Consider the following 19016-nt stretch of genomic DNA (forward strand, 5'->3'; position numbering starts at 1 on the left):
CCACGCGGACGTGCGCAGCCTCGTCCTCGTGGGCCTGCCCGGGTCCGGCAAATCGACCGTCGGCCGCAGCCTCGCGCGGCGGCTGAACCTTCCCTTCAGCGACTCGGACCACGCGATCGAACAGCGCCTCGGCTGTTCGATCCGCGAGTTCTTCGAGCGCGAGGGCGAGGCCCGCTTCCGCGACATCGAGCAGCAGGTCCTGGCGGATCTGGTCTCGGGAGATCGCCGCGTGCTGGCCACCGGAGGCGGCGCGGTGCTGCGGGAAGCCAACCGCACCCTGTTGCGCGGCGCGGGTCACGTGCTCTACCTGCGCTCCACGCCCGAGGAACTGTGGAGGCGCCTGCGCCACGACACGCAGCGCCCCTTGCTGCAGGTGATCGACCCGCAAGCCAGGCTGCGTGAGCTGTACGAGCAGCGCGATCCGCTGTACCGCGAGACGGCGCACTTCGTCGTCGAGACCGGGCGGCCCTCGGTGCCGACGCTGGTCAACATGGTGCTGATGCAGCTGGAGCTCGCGGGCATCCTGCCAACCTCCTGAGCCGGCCACGGCCCTTAAACTGCGGCCATGTCCGCCGCCGCATCCCAGCCTGACCTGCTGCACGAGGTCGCCATCGAACTGGGCGACCGCAGCTACCCGATCGTGATCGGCACCGGCCTCCTGGGCGACGCGTCTGCGTGGGCCCAGGTGCCTCGCGCCGCTGCGGCCATGGTGGTGACCAACGACAAAGTCGCGCCGCTCTACCTGGAGCGGCTCGTGGCAGCACTCCAGGGACGCTTCCCACAGATCCACCACGTGGTCCTGCCCGACGGCGAGGAGCACAAGGACTGGCAGACGCTGAACCGCATCTTCGACGCGCTGCTCTCGCAGGGATGCGACCGCAAGACCGTGCTCTTCGCGCTCGGAGGCGGCGTCGTCGGTGACATGACCGGGTTCGCGGCGGCCTGCTACATGCGCGGCGTGCCGTTCGTGCAGGTGCCGACGACGCTGCTGGCGCAGGTCGATTCTTCGGTCGGCGGGAAGACGGCGATCAACCATCCGCTCGGCAAGAACATGATCGGCGCCTTCCACCAGCCGGTGCGCGTGGTGTGCGACCTGGACACACTGGCCACGCTGCCGCCGCGCGAGTTCAGCGCGGGGCTGGCCGAGGTGATCAAGTACGGCCCGATCGCCGACATGGCGTTCCTGGACTGGATCGAGGCCAACCTCGCCGCATTGCTGCGGCGCGAACCGGAGGCGGTCGCCTACGCGGTGCGCCGCAGCTGCGAGATCAAGGGCTGGGTCGTGGGGCAGGACGAACGCGAAGGCGGGCTGCGAGCCATCCTCAACTTCGGCCACACCTTCGGGCATGCGATCGAGGCGGGCCTCGGCTACGGCGAATGGCTGCATGGCGAAGCGGTGGGATGCGGCATGGTGATGGCCGCGGATCTCTCGCGCCGGCTGGGCCTGGTCGATGAAGCGTTCACCCATCGCCTGACCGAGCTGGTGCGTGAGGCCGGCTTGCCGGTGCGCGGTCCTCGGCTCGGCGTAGACCGCTATTTCGAACTGATGCGCCTGGACAAGAAAGCCGAGGCCGGCGACATCCGCTTCGTGGTCATCGAATCGCCCGGGCATGCAGGCGTGCGGCCGGCGCCCGAAGCCGTGGTGCGCGAGGTGCTGCAGCACTGCACCGCGTAGCTTCCGCCTTTCGCGCCTTCCGCCATGGCCCTGGCTCCCTACGCTTCCGACCCGAACCGCTCGCGCGGCCGCCGCCATCCCGAGCCGGCCGCGCCGACGCGCACCGGGTTCCAGCGCGATCGCGATCGCATCGTGCACTCCACCGCGTTCCGCCGGCTGGTCTACAAGACCCAGGTGTTCCTCAACCACGAAGGCGACCTGTTCCGCACGCGCATGACGCACTCGCTCGAAGTCGCGCAACTCGGGCGCTCCATCGCGCGGCCCCTGGGCCTGAATGAGGACCTCGTCGAAGCCGTCGCGCTCGCGCACGACCTGGGCCACACGCCGTTCGGCCACGCCGGCCAGGACGCGCTCAACGACTGCATGCAGGCGCACGGTGGTTTCGAGCACAACCTGCAGAGCCTGCGCGTGGTCGACCAGCTCGAGGAGCGCTATCCCTCGTTCGACGGCCTGAATCTTTGCTTCGAGACGCGCGAAGGCATCCTCAAGCACTGCTCGCGCGCCAATGCGCAGCGGCTCGAGCAGCGCGAGCCCGGCGGCGTCGGCCGCCGCTTCCTGGACCGGACGCAGCCCAGCCTGGAAGCGCAGCTGTGCAACCTGGCCGACGAGATCGCCTACAACGCGCACGACATCGACGACGGCGTGCGATCGGGCCTGATCACGCTGGAGCAGCTCGAGGAGGTGCCGTTGTTCGAGCGCTTCCGCCAACAGACGCAACGCGAGCACCCGCAGCTGCAGGGCCGCCGCCTCCTGTACGAATCCATTCGGCGCATGCTCAGCGCGCAGGTCTACGACGTGATCGACGCCACGCAGGAGGCGCTGCGCGCCAGCGGCGTCGACAGCGCGGACGCCGCGCGCGTGGCGAATCCCCTGGTCTGTTTCAGCCCCGGCATGCGCAACCAGTCGTCCCAGCTCAAGCAGTTCCTGCTGCGCAATCTGTACCGGCACCCGCAGGTGGTCGAGACCACCGGCCGCGCCAAGCAGGTGGTGCGCGACCTGTTCGAAGCCTACGTCGCCGATCCGGCGCAGATGGGTGGCGGCTTCGACGCGCGCGGTGATCGCGAGCGGGCCGTCGCCGACTACATCGCCGGCATGACCGACCGCTTCGCCGCGCGCGAACACGAGCGGCTCACCGGCAGGCCCTTGCTGCCGTGACGCCGGCGAGCAGCGGGCGCGCCTGGCTGGTGGTGGGCGGCGGCGCAGCGGCCGCGGCCCACATCGGCAAGCTGCCCCCCGCACTGCCGGTGCTGCGCGAGGCGCTCGGCCTCACGCTCGTGGAAGCCGGCTTCCTGCTCTCGCTGGTGCAGTTGGCCGGCATGACGCTCGGCCTGCTCGTCGGACTCACGGCCGACCGGCTGGGGCTGAAGAGGACGATGGTCGCCGGCCTCGCCATCGCGGGTGCCGCCAGCGTCGCGGGCGGCTTCGTCCAGACTCCGGCGGCCTTGCTCGCACTGCGCGCGGCGGAAGGCCTGGGCTTCTTGCTTGCCTTCATGCCCGGGCCGGGCTTGATCCGCCGGCTCGTGCCGCGCGAGCGCATGAGCGGGATGCTCGGCGTCTGGGGCGCCAACATGGCGTTCGCCACCGCCCTCACGCTCCTTTGCGGGCCGGCCTGGATGGCCTGGGCGGGCTGGCCGGCCTGGTGGTGGCTCCTGGGCGGCATGTCGCTCGTCCTGGCGCTTTCACTGGTGCGACACCTGCCGCCCGATCCGCACCCGGTCACGACCGGCGCGGGCGCATGGTCGGCGCGAGTCCGCCAGACGCTCGCCGCACCGGGGCCCTGGCTCGTTGCGTTCGCGTTCGGTGTCTATTCCGGACAGTGGCTCGCCGTCATCGGCTTCCTGCCGTCGATCTATCAGGCGGCCGGCATCCACCCGTCGGTGGCCGCGGTGGCGACCGCCTTTGCCGCGGGGGTCAACATGACGGGCAGCCTGGTGTCGGGGCCGCTGCTGCAGCGTGGCGTGCCGGCCCCGAGGCTGCTCGCGTTCGGCTTCGCGACCATGGGCGTCTGCGGCGTCCTGGCGTTCGCCGATGCCCTGCCGGATTCCGGACCGGGCCCTGTGTTGCGCTATGTGGCGGTGCTGGCGTTCTCCGCGGTCGGCGGCGTGATCCCGGGCACGCTGTTCTCATTGGCCGTGCGGCTGGCCCCCGGCGAAGACACGGTCTCGACGACCGTCGGCTGGATGCAGCAGTGGTCCGCGTTCGGGCAGTTCCTCGGCCCGCCCGCCGTGGCCTGGGTCGCTGCGCGCGCGGGCGGCTGGGAGTGGAGCTGGATCGTGACCGGTGGTTGCGCCGCGTGCGGCCTCGTCCTGGCGGCCCTGGCGGCGCGGATGCCGCAGGCGCGCGCCCACTAGGGACAAGGCGCCGCTCTTAGAATCGCGCCCCCATGGCCGATGCCCCCTTTTCTTCCGCACAGGCGATCGCCGACACCCGCCGCTGGCTCGAGCGGGCGGTGATCGGCCTGAACCTGTGCCCCTTCGCGAAGGCGGTGCACGTCAGGGGACAGGTGCATTTCGCCGTCAGCGCGTCGGATGACGTGCCGGGCGTGATCGAGAGCCTCGATGCCGAGATCACCGACCTGCTGGCGCTCGAGCCCGCGGTGCGCGACACCACGCTGCTCGTCGTGCCGAACGGGTTCGATGAGTTCCTGCTGTTCCACGACCTGGTCCGGCAAGGCGAACGGCTGCTGGCGCGCCGCAAGCTCGCCGGCGTGCTGCAGCTCGCGAGCTTCCATCCCGCCTTCGTGTTCGCGGGCGCGAACGAAGACGACATGGCCAACTTCAGCAACCGCGCGCCGTGGCCCACGCTGCACCTGCTGCGCGAGGAGAGCATGGACCGGGCGGTCGCCGCCTTCCCGGACGCGGAGCTGATCTACGAGGCGAACATCCGCACGCTGGAGCGCCTGGGCCGTGAAGGCTGGCTGGCACTCGGGGCACGGCGTTCATGAGCGCCGCCCAGGACCTGCAGCTGCGTCCCGGGCAGTCCACCGAGCTGCTCAAGGAGCTGCACATCCTCACGCGCGAGGGCAAGCTCAACCAGGATTCGCGCCGCAAGCTCAAGCAGGTCTATCACCTGCACCAGTTCATCGACCAGCTGCTCAAGGAGCTGCCCGCGGGCGAGGACGGGCCGGCGATCGTCGACCACGGAGCGGGCAAGTCCTACCTTGGGTTCATCATCTACGACCTGTCGCTGAAGGAGTCGGGGCGCGGGACGGTCTACGGCATCGAGACGCGCCAGGAACTGGTCGAACGCTCTCGGGCCCTGGCGCAGCGTTTCGGCTTCGAGCGCATGCAGTTCCTGCACACCAGCGCGGCCGAGGCCGCCGACGACCAATCACTGCCGGAGCGGGTGGAGCTCGTCACCGCGCTCCACGCGTGCGACACCGCCACCGATGACGCGATCGCCTTCGGGCTGCGCAAGCACTCGGCCGCGATGGTGCTGGTGCCCTGCTGCCAGGCCGAAGTGGCGGCGCGCCTGCGGCAGGGCAAGGCGCTGTCGCTGTCGCGTACGCCGCTGGCGGAGCTGTGGCGGCACCCCCTGCACACGCGCGAGATGGGCAGCCAGCTCACCAACGTGCTTCGCTGCCTGTACCTGGAGGCCTGCGGTTATACGGTGACGGTGACGGAGCTGGTGGGCTGGGAGCACAGCATGAAGAACGAGTTGATCCTGGCGCGCTACACCGGCAAACCAAAACGCAGTTCAGCCGAGCGGCTGCGGGCGCTGCTGGCGGAATTCGGGCTGGAGTCGCTGGAGCCGGTGCGCTTTCCTGCGCTCGCCCAGGAACCAGCGGAGTAGCTACCGGTGGTGGTGGCGGCGCTCGCGGCGCGAACGCGCAAACGCGAACAGCGCGCCCACGGCGATCAGCACCAAAGCGCCAAACGTGATGTAGAGCTGCGGCACGCCCACCACGACGGCCGCCCAGACGACCCCGGCCATGAAGACCAGGAAACCGATCATGTAGACAGCGAATGGCACGGCCTTCTCCGTTCGGGGTTCAGCCATTCTGGAAGCCGGATTCCCGTCGCGCTGTCGGTGCAAATCTCTCATTGCCGTCAGCCGAGACCTTCCGATAATCGGGGTCAGATTCCAATTCAGCAGTCCGCAGATGGCCCGACTTCCCCGGCTGACGCTTCCCGGCTATCCGCACCACGTGATCCAGCGCGGCAACAACCGCCAGCGGATCTTCGAGGACGACGCTGACCGCCGATTGCTGCTCGAGCTGGTCGAGGGCTATGCGCGCGAGCTGAAGGTGGCGATCCACAGCTACGTGCTGATGGACAACCACTTCCACCTGCTGGCCACGCCCGGGACTGAAAGGGGGCTGCCCGAGATGATGCAGGCCATCGGTCGCCGCTACGTGCGCTACTTCAACAACCGGCAGAAGCGCAGCGGCACGCTGTGGGAGGGTCGGTACCGTTCGACGCTCATCCAGGCCGAGCGCTACCTGCTGGCGTGCATGGTCTACATCGACCTGAACCCGGTCCGCGCGCGGATGGTGGAGGAGCCGGCGCAGTACCCGTGGTCCAGTCACCGCCATTACGTGGGCGCCGCGCATGACCGGCTGGTGACGCCGCATCCGCTGATCTGGTCGCTCGGCAATACGCCGTTTGCGCGCGAGCAGGCGTATGGCGAGCTGATCGCCGCAGGCATCAGCCGTGACACGCAGGAGGCGCTTTCAGGCGCGACCCATCGGGGCTGGGCGCTGGGCGATGCGCGCTATCTCGCTGAACTGCGGCAGCGCAGTGATCGCCGGCCGGAGCCGTTGGCCGCGGGTCGTCCTCAGAAGAAGAGATCAACTTGATCTGTCCCCAATTCGGGTTAAACCGAAAATCGCAGTCTAAAATTGGAATCTGACCCCAATTAATTCTGCTTGGCAGGGGGTGCAGGCTGACTTATGCTCGCAAACCCTGATTCCCCGACCTGGAGTGCGCGCCATGACGACGGCTGCCGAGATTTCCTATTTGCAAGAACACGGGCTCTATTCCGGCGCCAATGAGCATGACGCGTGCGGTGTCGGCTTCGTCGCCCACATCAAGGGGGAGAAGAGCCAGGCCATCGTCTCGCAGGGCCTGAAGATCCTCGAGAACCTGGACCACCGCGGTGCAGTGGGCGCCGACAAGCTGATGGGGGACGGTGCGGGCATCCTGATCCAGCTGCCGGACGCGCTGTACCGCGAGGAAATGGCCAGGCAGGGCGTGGAACTGCCGCCGCCGGGGGAATACGGCGTGGGCATGATCTTCCTGCCCAAGGAACACGCCTCGCGCCTGGCCTGCGAACAGGAGCTGGAGCGCGCCATCAAGGCCGAGGGCCAGGTGCTGCTGGGCTGGCGCGACGTGCCGGTCGACCGCGAGATGCCGATGTCGCCCGCCGTGCGCAAGAAGGAGCCGATCCTGCGCCAGGTGTTCATCGGGCGCGGCGCCGACGTCATCGTGCAGGACGCGCTCGAGCGGAAGCTGTATGTGATACGTAAAACCGCGAGCGCGGCCATCCAGAGCCTGCGGCTGAAGCACTCCAAGGAGTACTACGTTCCGTCCATGTCCAGCCGGACGGTGGTCTACAAGGGCCTGCTGCTGGCCGACCAGGTGGGCACCTACTACCTGGACCTGAAGGATCCGCGCTGCGTGTCGGCGCTGGCCCTGGTGCACCAGCGCTTCTCGACCAACACCTTCCCCGAGTGGCCGCTCGCGCACCCGTACCGCTACGTGGCGCACAACGGCGAGATCAACACCGTCAAGGGCAACTACAACTGGATGCGCGCCCGCGAAGGCGTGATGTCGTCGCCGGTGCTGGCTGCCGACCTCAAGAAGCTCTATCCGATCAGCTTCGCCGGCCAGTCCGACACGGCGACGTTCGACAACTGCCTGGAGCTGCTCACCATGGCGGGCTACCCGCTGGCCCAGGCCGTGATGATGATGATCCCGGAGCCCTGGGAGCAGCACACGCTGATGGACGAGCGCCGCAAGGCGTTCTACGAGTACCACGCGGCCATGCTGGAACCGTGGGACGGCCCGGCCTCCATCGTGTTCACCGACGGCCGCCAGATCGGCGCCACGCTGGACCGCAACGGCCTTCGTCCGTCTCGCTACTGCGTGACCGACGACGACCTGGTGATCATGGCCTCCGAGTCCGGCGTGCTGCCGGTGCCGGAGAACCGCATCGTGCGCAAGTGGCGCCTGCAGCCCGGCAAGATGTTCCTGATCGACCTGGAGCAGGGCCGGATGATCGATGACGAGGAGCTCAAGGCCAGCCTCGCCAACAGCCGCCCGTACAAGCAGTGGATCGAAAACCTGCGCATCAAGCTGGACGACCTGTCCGAGGACACGGGCGAGGCGCAGGCCAGCGAAGTCACTCTGCTCGACCGCCAGCAGGCCTTCGGCTACACGCAGGAGGACCTCAAGTTCCTGATGTCGCCGATGGCCGCGGCCGGCGAGGAGGGCGTGGGCTCCATGGGCAACGACAGCCCGCTGGCCGTGCTGTCGAACAAGAACAAGCCGCTCTACAGCTACTTCAAGCAGCTGTTCGCCCAGGTGACCAACCCGCCGATCGACCCGATCCGCGAGGCGATCGTGATGTCGCTGGTGTCCTTCATCGGCCCCAAGCCGAACCTGCTGGACATCAACCAGGTGAACCCGCCGATGCGGCTGGAAGTGAGCCAGCCCATCCTGGACTTCGCCGACATGGCCAAGCTGCGCGGCATCGAGAAGATCACGCAGGGCAAGTTCCGCAGCTACACGCTGGACATCACCTACCCGCTGCACTGGGGCCACGAGGGTGTCGAGGCCAAGCTGGCGTCGCTCAACGCCGAGGCGGTGGATGCCATCCGCAGCGGCAAGAACATCCTGATCATCAGCGACCGCGGCGTCGGGCCGCAGCAGGTGGCCATCCCGGCGCTGCTGGCGCTGTCCTCGATCCACCAGCACCTGGTGCGCGAGGGCCTGCGCACGACCGCGGGCCTGGTGGTGGAGACCGGTTCCGCCCGTGAAGTCCACCACTTCGGCGTGCTGGCGGGCTACGGCGCCGAAGCCGTGCACCCGTACCTGGCGATGGAGACGCTGGTGTCGCTGCACCAGGACCTGCCGGGCGAGCTGTCGGCCGAGAAAGCCATCTACAACTACGTCAAGGCGATCGGCAAGGGCCTGTCGAAGATCATGTCCAAGATGGGCGTGTCGACCTACATGTCCTACTGCGGCGCCCAGCTGTTCGAGGCCATCGGCCTGAACAGCGACACGGTGGAGAAGTACTTCACCGGCACGGCCAGCCGCGTCGAGGGCATCGGCGTGTTCGAGATCGCCGAGGAAGCGATCCGCACGCACAGGGCCGCCTTCGGCGACGACCCGATCCTGGCCACCATGCTGGATGCGGGCGGTGAATACGCCTGGCGCACCCGCGGCGAGGAGCACATGTGGACGCCCGACGCCATCGCCAAGCTGCAGCACGCGTCCCGCGCCAACAACTGGAGCACGTACAAGGAGTACGCGCAGCTGGTGAACGACCAGAGCCGCCGCCACATGACGCTGCGCGGCCTGTTCGAGTTCAAGGTCGATCCGAGCAGGGCGATCCCGGTCGACGAGGTCGAGCCGGCCAAGGAGATCGTCAAGCGCTTCGCCACCGGCGCCATGTCGCTCGGCTCCATCTCCACCGAGGCGCACGCCACGCTGGCGATCGCCATGAACCGCATCGGCGGCAAGAGCAACACCGGTGAGGGCGGCGAAGACCCGGCCCGCTACCGGCAGGAGCTCAAGGGCATCCCGATCAAGACCGGGCAGACGATGGCGCAGATCATCGGCAAGGACGTGGTCGAGGTCGACATCCCGCTGCAGGACGGCGATTCGCTGCGCTCGCGCATCAAGCAGGTCGCGTCCGGCCGCTTCGGTGTCACGGCCGAATACCTTTCTTCATCGGACCAGATCCAGATCAAGATGGCGCAGGGCGCCAAGCCCGGCGAAGGCGGCCAGCTGCCCGGCGGCAAGGTCTCCAACTACATCGGCAAGCTGCGCTACTCCGTGCCCGGCGTCGGCCTGATCTCGCCGCCGCCGCACCACGACATCTACTCGATCGAGGACCTGGCGCAGCTGATCCACGACCTGAAGAACGTGGCGCCGCATGCGTCGATCAGCGTGAAGCTGGTGTCCGAAGTGGGCGTCGGCACCATCGCGGCCGGCGTGTCCAAGTGCAAGGCCGACCACGTGGTGATCGCGGGCCATGACGGCGGCACGGGCGCTTCGCCCTGGTCGTCCATCAAGCACGCCGGTTCGCCCTGGGAGATCGGCCTGGCCGAGACCCAGCAGACCCTGGTGCTCAACCGCCTGCGAGGCCGCATCCGCGTGCAGGCCGACGGCCAGATGAAGACCGGCCGCGACGTCGCCATCGGCGCGATCCTCGGCGCGGACGAATTCGGCTTTGCCACCGCGCCGCTGGTGGTGGAGGGCTGCATCATGATGCGCAAGTGCCACCTGAACACCTGCCCGGTGGGCGTGGCCACGCAGGACCCGGTGCTGCGCAAGAAGTTCGAGGGCCGGCCCGAGCACGTCGTCAACTACTTCTTCTTCGTCGCCGAGGAAGTGCGCCAGATCATGGCGCAGCTGGGCATCCGCAAGTTCGACGACCTGATCGGCCGCACCGACCTCCTGGACGTGAAGAAGGGCATCGACCACTGGAAGGCGCGCGGCCTGGACTTCAGCCGCCTGTTCGCGCAGCCGAACGTGCCGGCCGAAGTGGCCCGCTTCCAGATCGAGGAGCAGGACCACCGCCTGGACAAGAGCCTGGACCGCATCCTGATCGAGCGCAGCCGTCCGGCCATCGAGCGCGGCGAGAAGGTGTCCTTCATCGAAGTGGCGCGCAACGTCAACCGCTCGGTCGGCGCCATGTTGTCCGGCGCGCTGACGAAGGTGCATCCGGAAGGCCTGCCCGACGACACCATCCGAATCCAGCTGGAAGGCACGGGCGGCCAGTCGTTCGGCGCGTTCCTCGCCAAGGGCATCACGCTGTACCTGATCGGCGATGCCAACGACTACACCGGCAAGGGGCTCTCGGGCGGCCGCATCGTGGTGCGCCCGAGCATCGACTTCCGCGGCGAGGCCACGAAGAACATCATCATCGGCAACACCGCGCTGTATGGCGCCACCACTGGCGAGGCCTTCTTCGCCGGCGTCGCGGGCGAGCGTTTCGCGGTGCGCCTGTCGGGCGCCACGGCGGTGGTGGAAGGCACCGGCGACCACGGCTGCGAGTACATGACGGGCGGCACCGTGGTCGTGCTGGGCAAGACCGGCCGCAACTTCGCCGCCGGCATGTCGGGCGGCGTGGCCTACGTCTACGACGAGGACGGGCAGTTCTCCACCCGCTGCAACACCTCGATGGTGTCGCTGGAGCACGTGCTGCCTTCGGGCGAGCAGAAGGCGCTGGCGCCGCGCAGCAAGCTGCACGCGGGCCAGTCCGACGAGGGGCTGCTGAAGAAACTGCTGGAGGAGCACAACCGCTGGACGGGCAGCCGCCGCGCCCGCGAGCTGCTGGACACCTGGGCGACGGCGCGCACGCGCTTCATCAAGGTGTTCCCGAACGAGTACAAGCGCGCGCTGGCCGAGATGCACGAGCGCGAAGTGGAACTGGCCAGCGTCGGCAACAACGCGCATGCCGCGATGGCGCACGAGCCGGCGCCTGCCAAGTAAGCGGGCGAGGACGGAGAGGAAGAAACATGGGGAAAGTCACCGGCTTCATGGAATTCGAGCGCATCGAGGAGGGCTACAAGCCCGTCCCCGAGCGCGTGAAGCACTACAAGGAATTCGTCATCGGCCTGAGCGACGAGGAGTCGAAGGTGCAGGCGGCGCGCTGCATGGACTGCGGCACGCCGTTCTGCAACTCGGGCTGCCCGGTCAACAACATCATTCCGGACTTCAACGACCTGGTGTACCAGCAGGACTGGTTCAACGCCTGGCAGGTGCTGGATTCGACCAACAACTTCCCCGAGTACACGGGGCGCATCTGCCCCGCGCCGTGCGAGGCGGCCTGCACGCTGAACTACAACGACGAACCGGTCGGCATCAAGTCGCTCGAGCGTGCCATCGCCGACCGCGCCTGGGACAACGGCTGGGTCAAGCCCCGCATCGCCAAGATCAGGACCGGCAAGAAGGTGGCGGTCGTCGGTTCCGGGCCCGCGGGCCTCGCGGCCGCGCAGCAGCTGGCGCGCGCCGGCCATGACGTCACGGTGTTCGAGAAGAACGACCGCATCGGCGGCCTGCTGCGTTACGGCATCCCCGACTTCAAGATGGAGAAGCAGCAGATCGACCGCCGCGTCGAGCAGATGCAGGCCGAGGGCGTCACCTTCCGCGCGGGCGTGATGATCGGCGAGCTGCCCAAGGGCTCCAAGGTGACCAACTGGGCGAAGGAAACGATCTCGCCCCGGCAGCTGCAGCAGGACTTCGACGCCGTGGTGCTGGCCGGCGGGGCCGAGCAGTCGCGCGACCTGCCGGTGCCCGGCCGCGACCTGGACGGCATCCACTTCGCGATGGAGTTCCTGCCGCAGCAGAACAAGGTCATTGCGGGCGACAAGGTCAAGGGCCAGATCCGCGCCGACGGCAAGCACGTGATCGTGATCGGCGGCGGCGACACCGGCTCGGACTGCGTGGGCACCAGCAACCGCCACGGGGCCGCCAGCGTCGTGCAGTTCGAGCTGATGCCGCAGCCGCCCGAAGAGGAGAACAAGCCGCTCACCTGGCCGTACTGGCCCTACAAGCTGCGCACCAGCTCCAGCCACGAAGAGGGCTGCGAGCGCGAGTTCGCCACCGCCACCAAGGAGTTCATGGGCGAGAAGGGCAAGGTCACGGGTCTCAGGACGGTCCAGGTCGAGTTCAAGGACGGCAAGTTCGTCGAGATGCCGGGCACCGAAAAGGAATACAAGGCCGACCTGGTCCTGCTGGCCATGGGCTTCGTCAGCCCGGTGCAGACCATCCTGGAAGGCTTCGGCGTGGACAAGGACGCGCGCGGCAACGCCAAGGCCAGCACCGATTTCATCGGCGGCTACGCGACCAGCGTGCCCAAGGTGTTCGCGGCGGGCGACATTCGCCGCGGCCAGTCGCTGGTGGTCTGGGCCATCCGGGAGGGCCGGCAGGCCGCCCGTGCGGTGGACGAGTTCCTGATGGGTTTCAGCGACCTTCCCCGCTGAGCCACTTCCGGCGGTGATGCGCGGATGCACCAGCTCATCCGCGCCTGAGCCGCTTCTGCTGGGCAGGCCGTTTATCATCGGCCTTACCCAAGTCACAGCCGGGCTCGTCCCGGCTTTTTCATACCGAATGCCCGATCCCGACAGTCCGCTGGTCGAATGCGAAAGCCTGAGCTTCGGGTACGGTGAGCGCCGCATCCTCGACGGGGTGAGCTTCACCGTCCCGCGCGGCAAGGTGACGGCGCTGATGGGCGCCTCCGGCGGCGGCAAGACCACGGTGCTGCGCCTGATCGGCGGGCAGCACCGCGCCCAGCGCGGCAGCCTGCGGTTCGACGGCCAGGAGGTCGGCGGGCTCGACCGGGCGGGGCTGTACGCCATGCGTCGCCGTATGGGCATGCTGTTCCAGTTCGGCGCTCTGTTCACGGACCTGTCGGTCTTCGACAACGTGGCGTTCCCGCTGCGCGAGCACACCGATCTCCCCGAAGAGTTGGTGCGCGACATCGTCCTGATGAAACTCAACGCCGTCGGCCTGCGCGGCGCCCGCGACCTGATGCCCAGCCAGGTGTCCGGCGGCATGGCGCGCCGCGTGGCCCTCGCCCGCGCGATCGCGCTGGACCCGGACCTCGTGATGTACGACGAGCCGTTCGCGGGTCTGGACCCGATCTCGCTGGGCACGGCTGCGCAGCTGATCCGCCGCCTCAACGACTCGCTGGGCATCACCAGCATCGTGGTGTCGCACGACCTGGAAGAGACTTTCCGCATCGCCGACCAGGTGATCGTGCTGGCCAACGGCAAGATCGCAGCGCAGGGCACACCCGAGCAGGTGCGCGCATCGACGGATCCCCTCGTGTCGCAGTTCGTCAACGCCCGGCCCGAAGGCCCGGTGCATTTCCACTATCCGGGCCCGACCGTGGCGCAAGACTTCGGCGGAGGCTTCTCCCGATGAGGTGGTGGCATCCCGCCGACGTCGGTTACGCCACGCGCGGCCTGCTGGTCGACCTGGGCCAGGGTGCGCGCCTGTTCCTGCGGCTGCTCGCCTTGTCCGGCCCCGCGTTGCGGCGCTTCGGGCTGGTGCGCGACCAGGTCCATTTCCTGGGCAACTATTCGCTGGCGATCATCACGGTCTCGGGCCTGTTCGTCGGCTTCGTGCTCGGGCTGCAGGGCTACTACACGCTGCAGCGGTACGGCTCGTCGGAGGCCTTGGGCCTGCTGGTCGCGTTGTCGCTGGTGCGCGAACTCGGCCCGGTCGTCACAGCGCTCCTGTTCGCGGGCCGCGCCGGCACGTCGCTGACGGCCGAGATCGGTCTCATGAAAGCGGGCGAGCAGCTTTCGGCGATGGAGATGATGGCGGTCGATCCCGTGCGCCGCATCCTGGCGCCGCGCTTCTGGGGCGGCGTGATCACGATGCCGCTGCTGGCCGCGGTGTTCAGCGCGGTCGGCATCGTCGGCGGCTACGTGGTCGGCGTGCTGCTGATCGGCGTCGACCCGGGCGCGTTCTGGAGCCAGATGCAGGGCGGCGTGGACGTCTGGCGCGACGTCGGCAATGGCGTCATCAAGAGCCTGGTGTTCGGCGTCACCGTCACCTTCATCGCATTGCTGCAGGGCTTCGAGGCGCAGCCCACGCCGGAAGGCGTCTCGCGCGCGACGACGCGCACCGTGGTGGCCGGCTCGCTGGCGGTCCTCGGGCTCGACTTCCTGCTCACGGCGATGATGTTCAGCATCTAGGATGTAGCGATATGGAACGATCCAAGAACGACGTGTGGGTGGGACTGTTCGTGCTCGTGGGAGCGGCGGCCCTCCTGTTCCTGGCCCTGCAGTCGGCCAACCTGCTGAGCCTGAGCTTCCAGCCCACCTACCGGGTCACGGCCAAGTTCGACAACATCGGCGGCCTCAAGCCACAGGCGGCGGTGCGCAGCGCCGGCGTGGTGGTCGGCCGGGTCGAGTCGATCAGCTTCGACGACAAGAGCTACCAGGCGCGCGTGACGCTCGAACTGGAGCGCCGCTACCAGTTCCCGAAGGACAGCTCGCTGAAGATCCTCACCAGCGGCCTGCTCGGCGAGCAGTACATCGGCGTGGAGGCCGGCGCCGAAGAGAAGAACCTGGCGCCCGGCGATACGATCACCACCACGCAGTCGGCCGTGGTGCTGGAAAACCTGATCGGGCAGTTCCTCTACAACCGCGCCGCCGAAGGCGGCAACAACAACGCTCCGCAGGCGCCCGCCGCACCGGCCCCCAAGAACGCACCGGCGACCAGGAAATGAGAACGGGAATCCACGCCGGCATGGGCCTGCGCACACTGCTGCTGTCCGCGCTGCTGGCTCTGGCCGGCTGCGCCACCGGGCCGAATGCCAATCCCAACGATCCCCTGGAGCCTCTGAACCGCGAGGTGTCGAAGTTCAACGAAGGCGTCGACGCGGTGATCCTGAAGCCGGGCGCCACCTTGTACCGCGAGAAGGTGCCGCCGCTGGTGCGCACCGGCGTGTCCAACTTCTTCGGCAACCTCGGCGACGCCTGGTCGGCCATCAACAGCGCGCTGCAGTTCAAGTTCCAGAACGCGGCCGAGAACTGGATGCGCTTTTCGACCAACACCTTCCTGGGCCTGGGCGGCATCCTGGACATCGCGAGCGACTTCAACATCGAGCGCCATCGCGAGGACTTCGGCCAGACGCTCGGACACTGGGGCGTTCCCGCGGGGCCGTACATCGTCCTGCCGTTGCTCGGGCCTTCGACGTTGCGCGACACCCTCGTCCTGCCGATCGACCGGCGCGGCGACCCGGTCCGCGACCTGAACCACGCTTCCGAGCGCAACACGCTGTACGTCCTTCGCGCGGTGGACATCCGCGCCAACCTGCTGCGGGCCAGCGACGTGCTCGAGGGCGCGGCCCTGGACCGCTACAGCTTCATCCGGGATTCCTACCTGCAGCGGCGCCGCGCCGAGATCGGCACCCGTTCCGGGCCGGTGGACAACGACGGCCAGGAGCCGGAAGAGGACAGCGGCGAGGCCAAGCAGTCGCCGGGAGGCGCGCCCACCGGATCCACGCCGGGCGTTCCCGTCCCGAGCCCCGCGCCCAGCCGGTAGAGTTGCATCCGGTTGCAAGCGGCGGCCGGGCTCCGGAACCCGGCCGCAGCCTGGGGTTCCAAACAGCATCGCGGGCCACGTCCCGCTCAAGAAAGGGTTCGAAGCATGCAAAGACGCTTTTTAGGTCGCCTGGCGGCCGCTTTCCTGGCGCTGGGAGCTCTGGCCGCTGTTCCCCAGGTGGCGCTGGCGGCAGACGAGGCGCCGGAGGTGATGATCAAGCGCCTGTCGGATGAGACGCTCGGCGCCATCAAGGCGGACAAGTCGATCCAGTCCGGCGACATCAACAAGATCATGGCGCTGGTCGACAGCAAGATCATGCCGAACGTGAACTTCCAGCGCATGACCGCGGCCGCCGTCGGCCCGGCCTGGCGCCAGGCCACGCCGGAGCAGCAGAAGCGCCTGCAGGAGGAGTTCAAGACGCTGCTGGTGCGCACGTATTCGGGCGCGCTGTCGCAAGTGGACGACCAGGTGATCTCGATCAAGCCGATGCGCGCGTCGCCGGAGGACAAGGAAGTGGTCGTGCGCACCGAGATCCGCGGCCGCGGCGACCCGATCCAGCTCGATTACCGCCTCGAGAAGACGCCGGGCCAGGGCGCCGGCTGGAAGATCTACAACCTCAACGTGCTGGGCGTATGGCTGGTGGAAACCTACCGCAGCCAGTTCGCGCAGGAGATCAACGCCAAGGGCGTGGACGGCCTGATCGCCTCGCTGGTGGAGCGCAATCGCGCGAACGCCGGCCGCAAGGGCTGATGCTGGTCCTGCCCGAGCGCCTGACGCACGCCGACGCGCCGGCGTGCGTGCGCATGCTGGCGCAGGCGCTGCGCTCGGAAGGGCAGCAGCACGCCATTGCCGACGCGGGAGCGCTGCGCGATTTCGACTCCTCCGCGCTGGCGGTGCTGCTGGACTGCCGCCGCGAGGCGCTGTCGCTCGGCAAGAACTTCAGCGTGGCCAACATGCCGCCGCGGCTGCGCGAGCTGGCCAGCGTCTACGGCGTGGGCGAGTTGCTGACGCCCGTGCCGGGCTAGGCCGAGGGCTTTGACCGGCCCGGCGGCGGCCCGGCGAGGGCACCGCCTAAAATCGCGGGCTCCCATGCCCGCCATCTCGTTCCAGTCCGTCTCCAAGACCTTCCCCTCGGCGCGTGGCAAGCTCACCGCGCTGGACCACGTCACCTTCGACATCGAGGAGGGCGAGTTCTTCGGGCTGCTGGGCCCCAACGGCGCGGGCAAGACCACCCTGATCAGCATCCTGGCCGGCCTGGCGCGCGCCACGTCGGGCCGAGTGTCCGTGCGCGGCCACGACGTGCAGGCCGAGTACGCCAATGCGCGCCGGCAGCTCGGCGTGGTGCCGCAGGAGCTGGTTTTCGACCCCTTCTTCACGGTACGCGAGGCGCTGCGCATCCAGTCCGGCTATTTCGGCGTTCGCAACAACGAAGCCTGGATCACCGAGCTGCTGGAGAGCCTGGGGCTGGCCGACAAGTCCCACGCCAACATGCGGCAGCTGTCCGGCGGCATGAAGCGGCGCGTGCTGGTGGCGCAGGCCCTGGTGCACAAACCGCCCGTAATCGTGCTGGACGAGCCCACGGCCGGCGTCGACGTGGAACTGCGCCAGACCCTCTGGCAGTTCATCGCACGCCTGAACCGGCAGGGCCACACGGTGCTGCTCACGACGCACTACCTGGAAGAAGCCGAGGCGCTGTGCAACCGGATCGCCATGCTCAAGACGGGCAGGGTGGTGGCGCTGGAGCGCACCAGCGACCTGCTCAAGGCCGCGTCCAGCAACGTGCTGCGCTTCAAGATGGACAGCCAGCTGCCCGCGGAATTCGCCCACAAGGCGCGCGTCACCGGCCGCATCGTGCAACTGCCCGCCCATGACGCCCACGAGATCGAGGACTACCTGGCCGCCATCCGCCGCGCGGGCCTGCGCGTCGAGGACGTGGAGATCCGCAAAGCCGACCTGGAGGACGTTTTCCTCGACGTGATGTCGGCCAAGTACCAGCAGAGGGTGGCGGTATGACCGCGATGGGTGGCTGGCAGACGCTGCTGTACAAGGAGATCCTGCGGTTCTGGAAGGTGAGCTTCCAGACCGTCGCCGCGCCGGTGCTCACCGCCATCCTGTACCTGCTGATCTTCGGGCACGTGCTGGAGGATCACGTGAAGGTGTACGACAGCATCAGCTACACCGCGTTCCTCGTGCCCGGCCTGGTGATGATGAGCGTGCTGCAGAACGCCTTCGCCAACAGCTCCTCGTCCCTGATCCAGAGCAAGATCATGGGCAACCTGGTCTTCGTGCTGCTCACGCCGCTGTCGCACTGGAGCTGGTTCATCGCCTATGTGGGGTCGTCCATCGCGCGCGGGCTGGCCGTGGGCCTGGGCGTGTTCGTCGTCACGGCCTGGTTCGGGCGCCCGAGCTTCGTGGCGCCGCAGTGGATCCTGGTGTTCGCGATCCTCGGCGCCGGCATGCTGGGCGCGCTCGGCCTGATCGCCGGCCTCTGGGCCGAGAAGTTCGACCAGATGGCGGCCTTCCAGAACTTCCTCATCATGCCGATGACGTTCCTGTCCGGCGTGTTCTATTCGATCCACTCGCTGCCGGAGTTCTGGCAGCGCGTGAGCCACCTCAATCCGTTCTTCTACATGATCGACGGCTTCCGCTACGGCTTCTTCGGCGTGAGCGACGTGTCGCCCTGGCTCAGCCTGGCGATCGTCGCAAGCGCGATGCTGGTCGTGAGCGCGATCGCGATCCACCTGCTTCGCATCGGCTACAAGATCAGGGGCTAGCAATGTTGGCCCCCACCCTCCTCACTATCGTTCCTCGCTGCCCCCCGAGGGGGCTGGGCCTCCTAGGGGCGGCCCGTCGGAGGCCCGTATGACTGCCTCGGAACTGCGCTCCCTCATCGCCGCGGGCCTGCCCTGCGAGCACCTCGAAGTCGACGGCGACGGCCGCCACTGGTCGGCCGTGATCGTCTCGGCCGAGTTCGAGGGCAAGCGGGCCATCCAGCGCCACCAGCGGGTCTACGCCACCCTGGGTGCGAGAATGCACACGGACGAGGTGCACGCGCTGTCGATGAGGACGTACACGCCCGCCGAATGGGCGTCCACCCCACATCCCTGACC

Annotated in this window: 19 protein-coding genes; 18 read left to right on the forward strand and 1 reads right to left on the reverse strand. The window is 68.2% G+C overall.

From position 1 onward, the window contains the following. Positions 1–10: 10 nt before the first annotated feature. From EZ313_RS12115 to EZ313_RS12140, 6 genes are read left to right on the forward strand one after another with little or no spacing between them, the layout of a single operon-like run. Entirely contained in the window at positions 11–538 is a 528-nt protein-coding gene (locus EZ313_RS12115; RefSeq protein ID WP_240788596.1) for a shikimate kinase, read from the forward strand. Positions 539–565: 27 nt separating this feature from the next. Next, the gene (aroB, locus tag EZ313_RS12120) at positions 566–1675 is read left to right on the forward strand and encodes a 3-dehydroquinate synthase (protein WP_135263390.1); all 1110 of its coding nucleotides are present in this window, start codon (positions 566–568) and stop codon (positions 1673–1675) included. A gap of 24 nt (positions 1676–1699) precedes the next feature. Beyond that, positions 1700–2830, forward strand: a complete 1131-nt coding sequence (locus tag EZ313_RS12125) for a deoxyguanosinetriphosphate triphosphohydrolase (RefSeq protein ID WP_135263391.1) — start codon at positions 1700–1702, stop codon at positions 2828–2830. After that, positions 2827–4026, forward strand: a complete 1200-nt coding sequence (locus EZ313_RS12130; RefSeq protein WP_135263392.1) for an MFS transporter — start codon at positions 2827–2829, stop codon at positions 4024–4026. The genes EZ313_RS12125 and EZ313_RS12130 overlap by 4 nt, the downstream gene beginning before the upstream one ends. Before the next feature lie 32 nt (positions 4027–4058). Beyond that, positions 4059–4619, forward strand: coding sequence for a DUF1415 domain-containing protein (locus tag EZ313_RS12135; protein WP_135263393.1), 561 nt, complete (start codon positions 4059–4061; stop codon positions 4617–4619). Beyond that, positions 4616–5467, forward strand: coding sequence for a class I SAM-dependent methyltransferase (locus EZ313_RS12140; protein WP_135263394.1), 852 nt, complete (start codon positions 4616–4618; stop codon positions 5465–5467). Before EZ313_RS12135 ends, EZ313_RS12140 begins: the two co-directional genes overlap by 4 nt. Here the strand turns inward: EZ313_RS12140 and EZ313_RS12145 are convergent, their stop codons facing one another. Then, positions 5468–5647: a hypothetical protein gene (locus tag EZ313_RS12145; RefSeq protein WP_135263395.1), complete on the reverse strand. Its 180-nt coding sequence runs from the start codon at positions 5645–5647 to the stop codon at positions 5468–5470. Between the two features lie 130 nt (positions 5648–5777). Between EZ313_RS12145 and EZ313_RS12150 the strand changes: the two genes are divergently transcribed. The 12 genes from EZ313_RS12150 to EZ313_RS12205 all read left to right on the forward strand — a co-directional run bounded on the left by EZ313_RS12150 (position 5778) and on the right by EZ313_RS12205 (position 19014). Continuing rightward, complete coding sequence (locus EZ313_RS12150; RefSeq protein ID WP_135263396.1) at positions 5778–6473, forward strand: REP-associated tyrosine transposase; 696 nt, start codon at positions 5778–5780, stop codon at positions 6471–6473. Positions 6474–6606: 133 nt separating this feature from the next. After that, positions 6607–11337 carry a glutamate synthase-related protein gene (locus EZ313_RS12155; protein WP_135263397.1) on the forward strand — a complete coding sequence of 1577 codons (4731 nt, stop codon included), beginning with the start codon at positions 6607–6609 and terminating at the stop codon, positions 11335–11337. A gap of 26 nt (positions 11338–11363) precedes the next feature. Then, positions 11364–12830, forward strand: coding sequence for a glutamate synthase subunit beta (locus tag EZ313_RS12160; RefSeq protein ID WP_135263398.1), 1467 nt, complete (start codon positions 11364–11366; stop codon positions 12828–12830). Between the two features lie 127 nt (positions 12831–12957). Next, the gene (locus EZ313_RS12165) at positions 12958–13773 is read left to right on the forward strand and encodes an ABC transporter ATP-binding protein (protein WP_135263399.1); all 816 of its coding nucleotides are present in this window, start codon (positions 12958–12960) and stop codon (positions 13771–13773) included. Continuing rightward, positions 13770–14552 (forward strand): lipid asymmetry maintenance ABC transporter permease subunit MlaE, encoded by a 783-nt coding sequence (mlaE, locus tag EZ313_RS12170; RefSeq protein ID WP_135263400.1) that lies wholly within the window; start codon positions 13770–13772, stop codon positions 14550–14552. The genes EZ313_RS12165 and mlaE overlap by 4 nt, the downstream gene beginning before the upstream one ends. Positions 14553–14563: 11 nt before the next feature. Continuing rightward, on the forward strand, positions 14564–15088 hold the full coding sequence (gene mlaD, locus EZ313_RS12175) for an outer membrane lipid asymmetry maintenance protein MlaD (protein ID WP_135263401.1): 525 nt from the start codon (positions 14564–14566) through the stop codon (positions 15086–15088). Next, positions 15085–15906: an MlaA family lipoprotein gene (locus tag EZ313_RS12180; RefSeq protein WP_135263402.1), complete on the forward strand. Its 822-nt coding sequence runs from the start codon at positions 15085–15087 to the stop codon at positions 15904–15906. The genes mlaD and EZ313_RS12180 overlap by 4 nt, the downstream gene beginning before the upstream one ends. Positions 15907–16011: 105 nt before the next feature. Then, positions 16012–16656, forward strand: a complete 645-nt coding sequence (locus tag EZ313_RS12185; RefSeq protein WP_135263403.1) for an MlaC/ttg2D family ABC transporter substrate-binding protein — start codon at positions 16012–16014, stop codon at positions 16654–16656. Further along, positions 16656–16931, forward strand: coding sequence for an STAS domain-containing protein (locus EZ313_RS12190; protein WP_135263404.1), 276 nt, complete (start codon positions 16656–16658; stop codon positions 16929–16931). The genes EZ313_RS12185 and EZ313_RS12190 overlap by 1 nt, the downstream gene beginning before the upstream one ends. Before the next feature lie 64 nt (positions 16932–16995). Next, entirely contained in the window at positions 16996–17919 is a 924-nt protein-coding gene (locus tag EZ313_RS12195) for an ABC transporter ATP-binding protein (protein ID WP_135263405.1), read from the forward strand. Positions 17920–17924: 5 nt separating this feature from the next. Further along, positions 17925–18680: an ABC transporter permease gene (locus EZ313_RS12200; RefSeq protein WP_135263660.1), complete on the forward strand. Its 756-nt coding sequence runs from the start codon at positions 17925–17927 to the stop codon at positions 18678–18680. Positions 18681–18768: 88 nt separating this feature from the next. Next, positions 18769–19014, forward strand: a complete 246-nt coding sequence (locus EZ313_RS12205) for a BolA family protein (RefSeq protein ID WP_135263406.1) — start codon at positions 18769–18771, stop codon at positions 19012–19014. Positions 19015–19016: the final 2 nt, after the last annotated feature.

The sequence above is a fragment of the Ramlibacter henchirensis genome (assembly GCF_004682015.1).
GTDB classification, from domain to species: Bacteria; Pseudomonadota; Gammaproteobacteria; order Burkholderiales; family Burkholderiaceae_C; genus Ramlibacter; species Ramlibacter henchirensis.

Bases quoted from the DNA above. Each gene is read 5' to 3' on its own strand.
- EZ313_RS12140 (WP_135263394.1), top strand. From the start codon at position 4,616: ATGAGCGCCGCCCAGGACCTGCAGCTGCGTCCCGGGCAGTCCACCGAG.
- EZ313_RS12200 (WP_135263660.1), top strand. From the start codon at position 17,925: ATGGGTGGCTGGCAGACGCTGCTGTACAAGGAGATCCTGCGGTTCTGG.
- EZ313_RS12180 (WP_135263402.1), top strand. From the start codon at position 15,085: ATGAGAACGGGAATCCACGCCGGCATGGGCCTGCGCACACTGCTGCTG.
- EZ313_RS12135 (WP_135263393.1), top strand. From the start codon at position 4,059: ATGGCCGATGCCCCCTTTTCTTCCGCACAGGCGATCGCCGACACCCGC.
- mlaE (WP_135263400.1), top strand. From the start codon at position 13,770: ATGAGGTGGTGGCATCCCGCCGACGTCGGTTACGCCACGCGCGGCCTG.
- EZ313_RS12125 (WP_135263391.1), top strand. From the start codon at position 1,700: ATGGCCCTGGCTCCCTACGCTTCCGACCCGAACCGCTCGCGCGGCCGC.
- EZ313_RS12155 (WP_135263397.1), top strand. From the start codon at position 6,607: ATGACGACGGCTGCCGAGATTTCCTATTTGCAAGAACACGGGCTCTAT.
- mlaD (WP_135263401.1), top strand. From the start codon at position 14,564: ATGGAACGATCCAAGAACGACGTGTGGGTGGGACTGTTCGTGCTCGTG.
- EZ313_RS12185 (WP_135263403.1), top strand. From the start codon at position 16,012: ATGCAAAGACGCTTTTTAGGTCGCCTGGCGGCCGCTTTCCTGGCGCTG.
- EZ313_RS12190 (WP_135263404.1), top strand. From the start codon at position 16,656: ATGCTGGTCCTGCCCGAGCGCCTGACGCACGCCGACGCGCCGGCGTGC.
- EZ313_RS12160 (WP_135263398.1), top strand. From the start codon at position 11,364: ATGGGGAAAGTCACCGGCTTCATGGAATTCGAGCGCATCGAGGAGGGC.
- EZ313_RS12195 (WP_135263405.1), top strand. From the start codon at position 16,996: ATGCCCGCCATCTCGTTCCAGTCCGTCTCCAAGACCTTCCCCTCGGCG.
- EZ313_RS12205 (WP_135263406.1), top strand. From the start codon at position 18,769: ATGACTGCCTCGGAACTGCGCTCCCTCATCGCCGCGGGCCTGCCCTGC.
- aroB (WP_135263390.1), top strand. From the start codon at position 566: ATGTCCGCCGCCGCATCCCAGCCTGACCTGCTGCACGAGGTCGCCATC.
- EZ313_RS12150 (WP_135263396.1), top strand. From the start codon at position 5,778: ATGGCCCGACTTCCCCGGCTGACGCTTCCCGGCTATCCGCACCACGTG.
- EZ313_RS12165 (WP_135263399.1), top strand. From the start codon at position 12,958: ATGCCCGATCCCGACAGTCCGCTGGTCGAATGCGAAAGCCTGAGCTTC.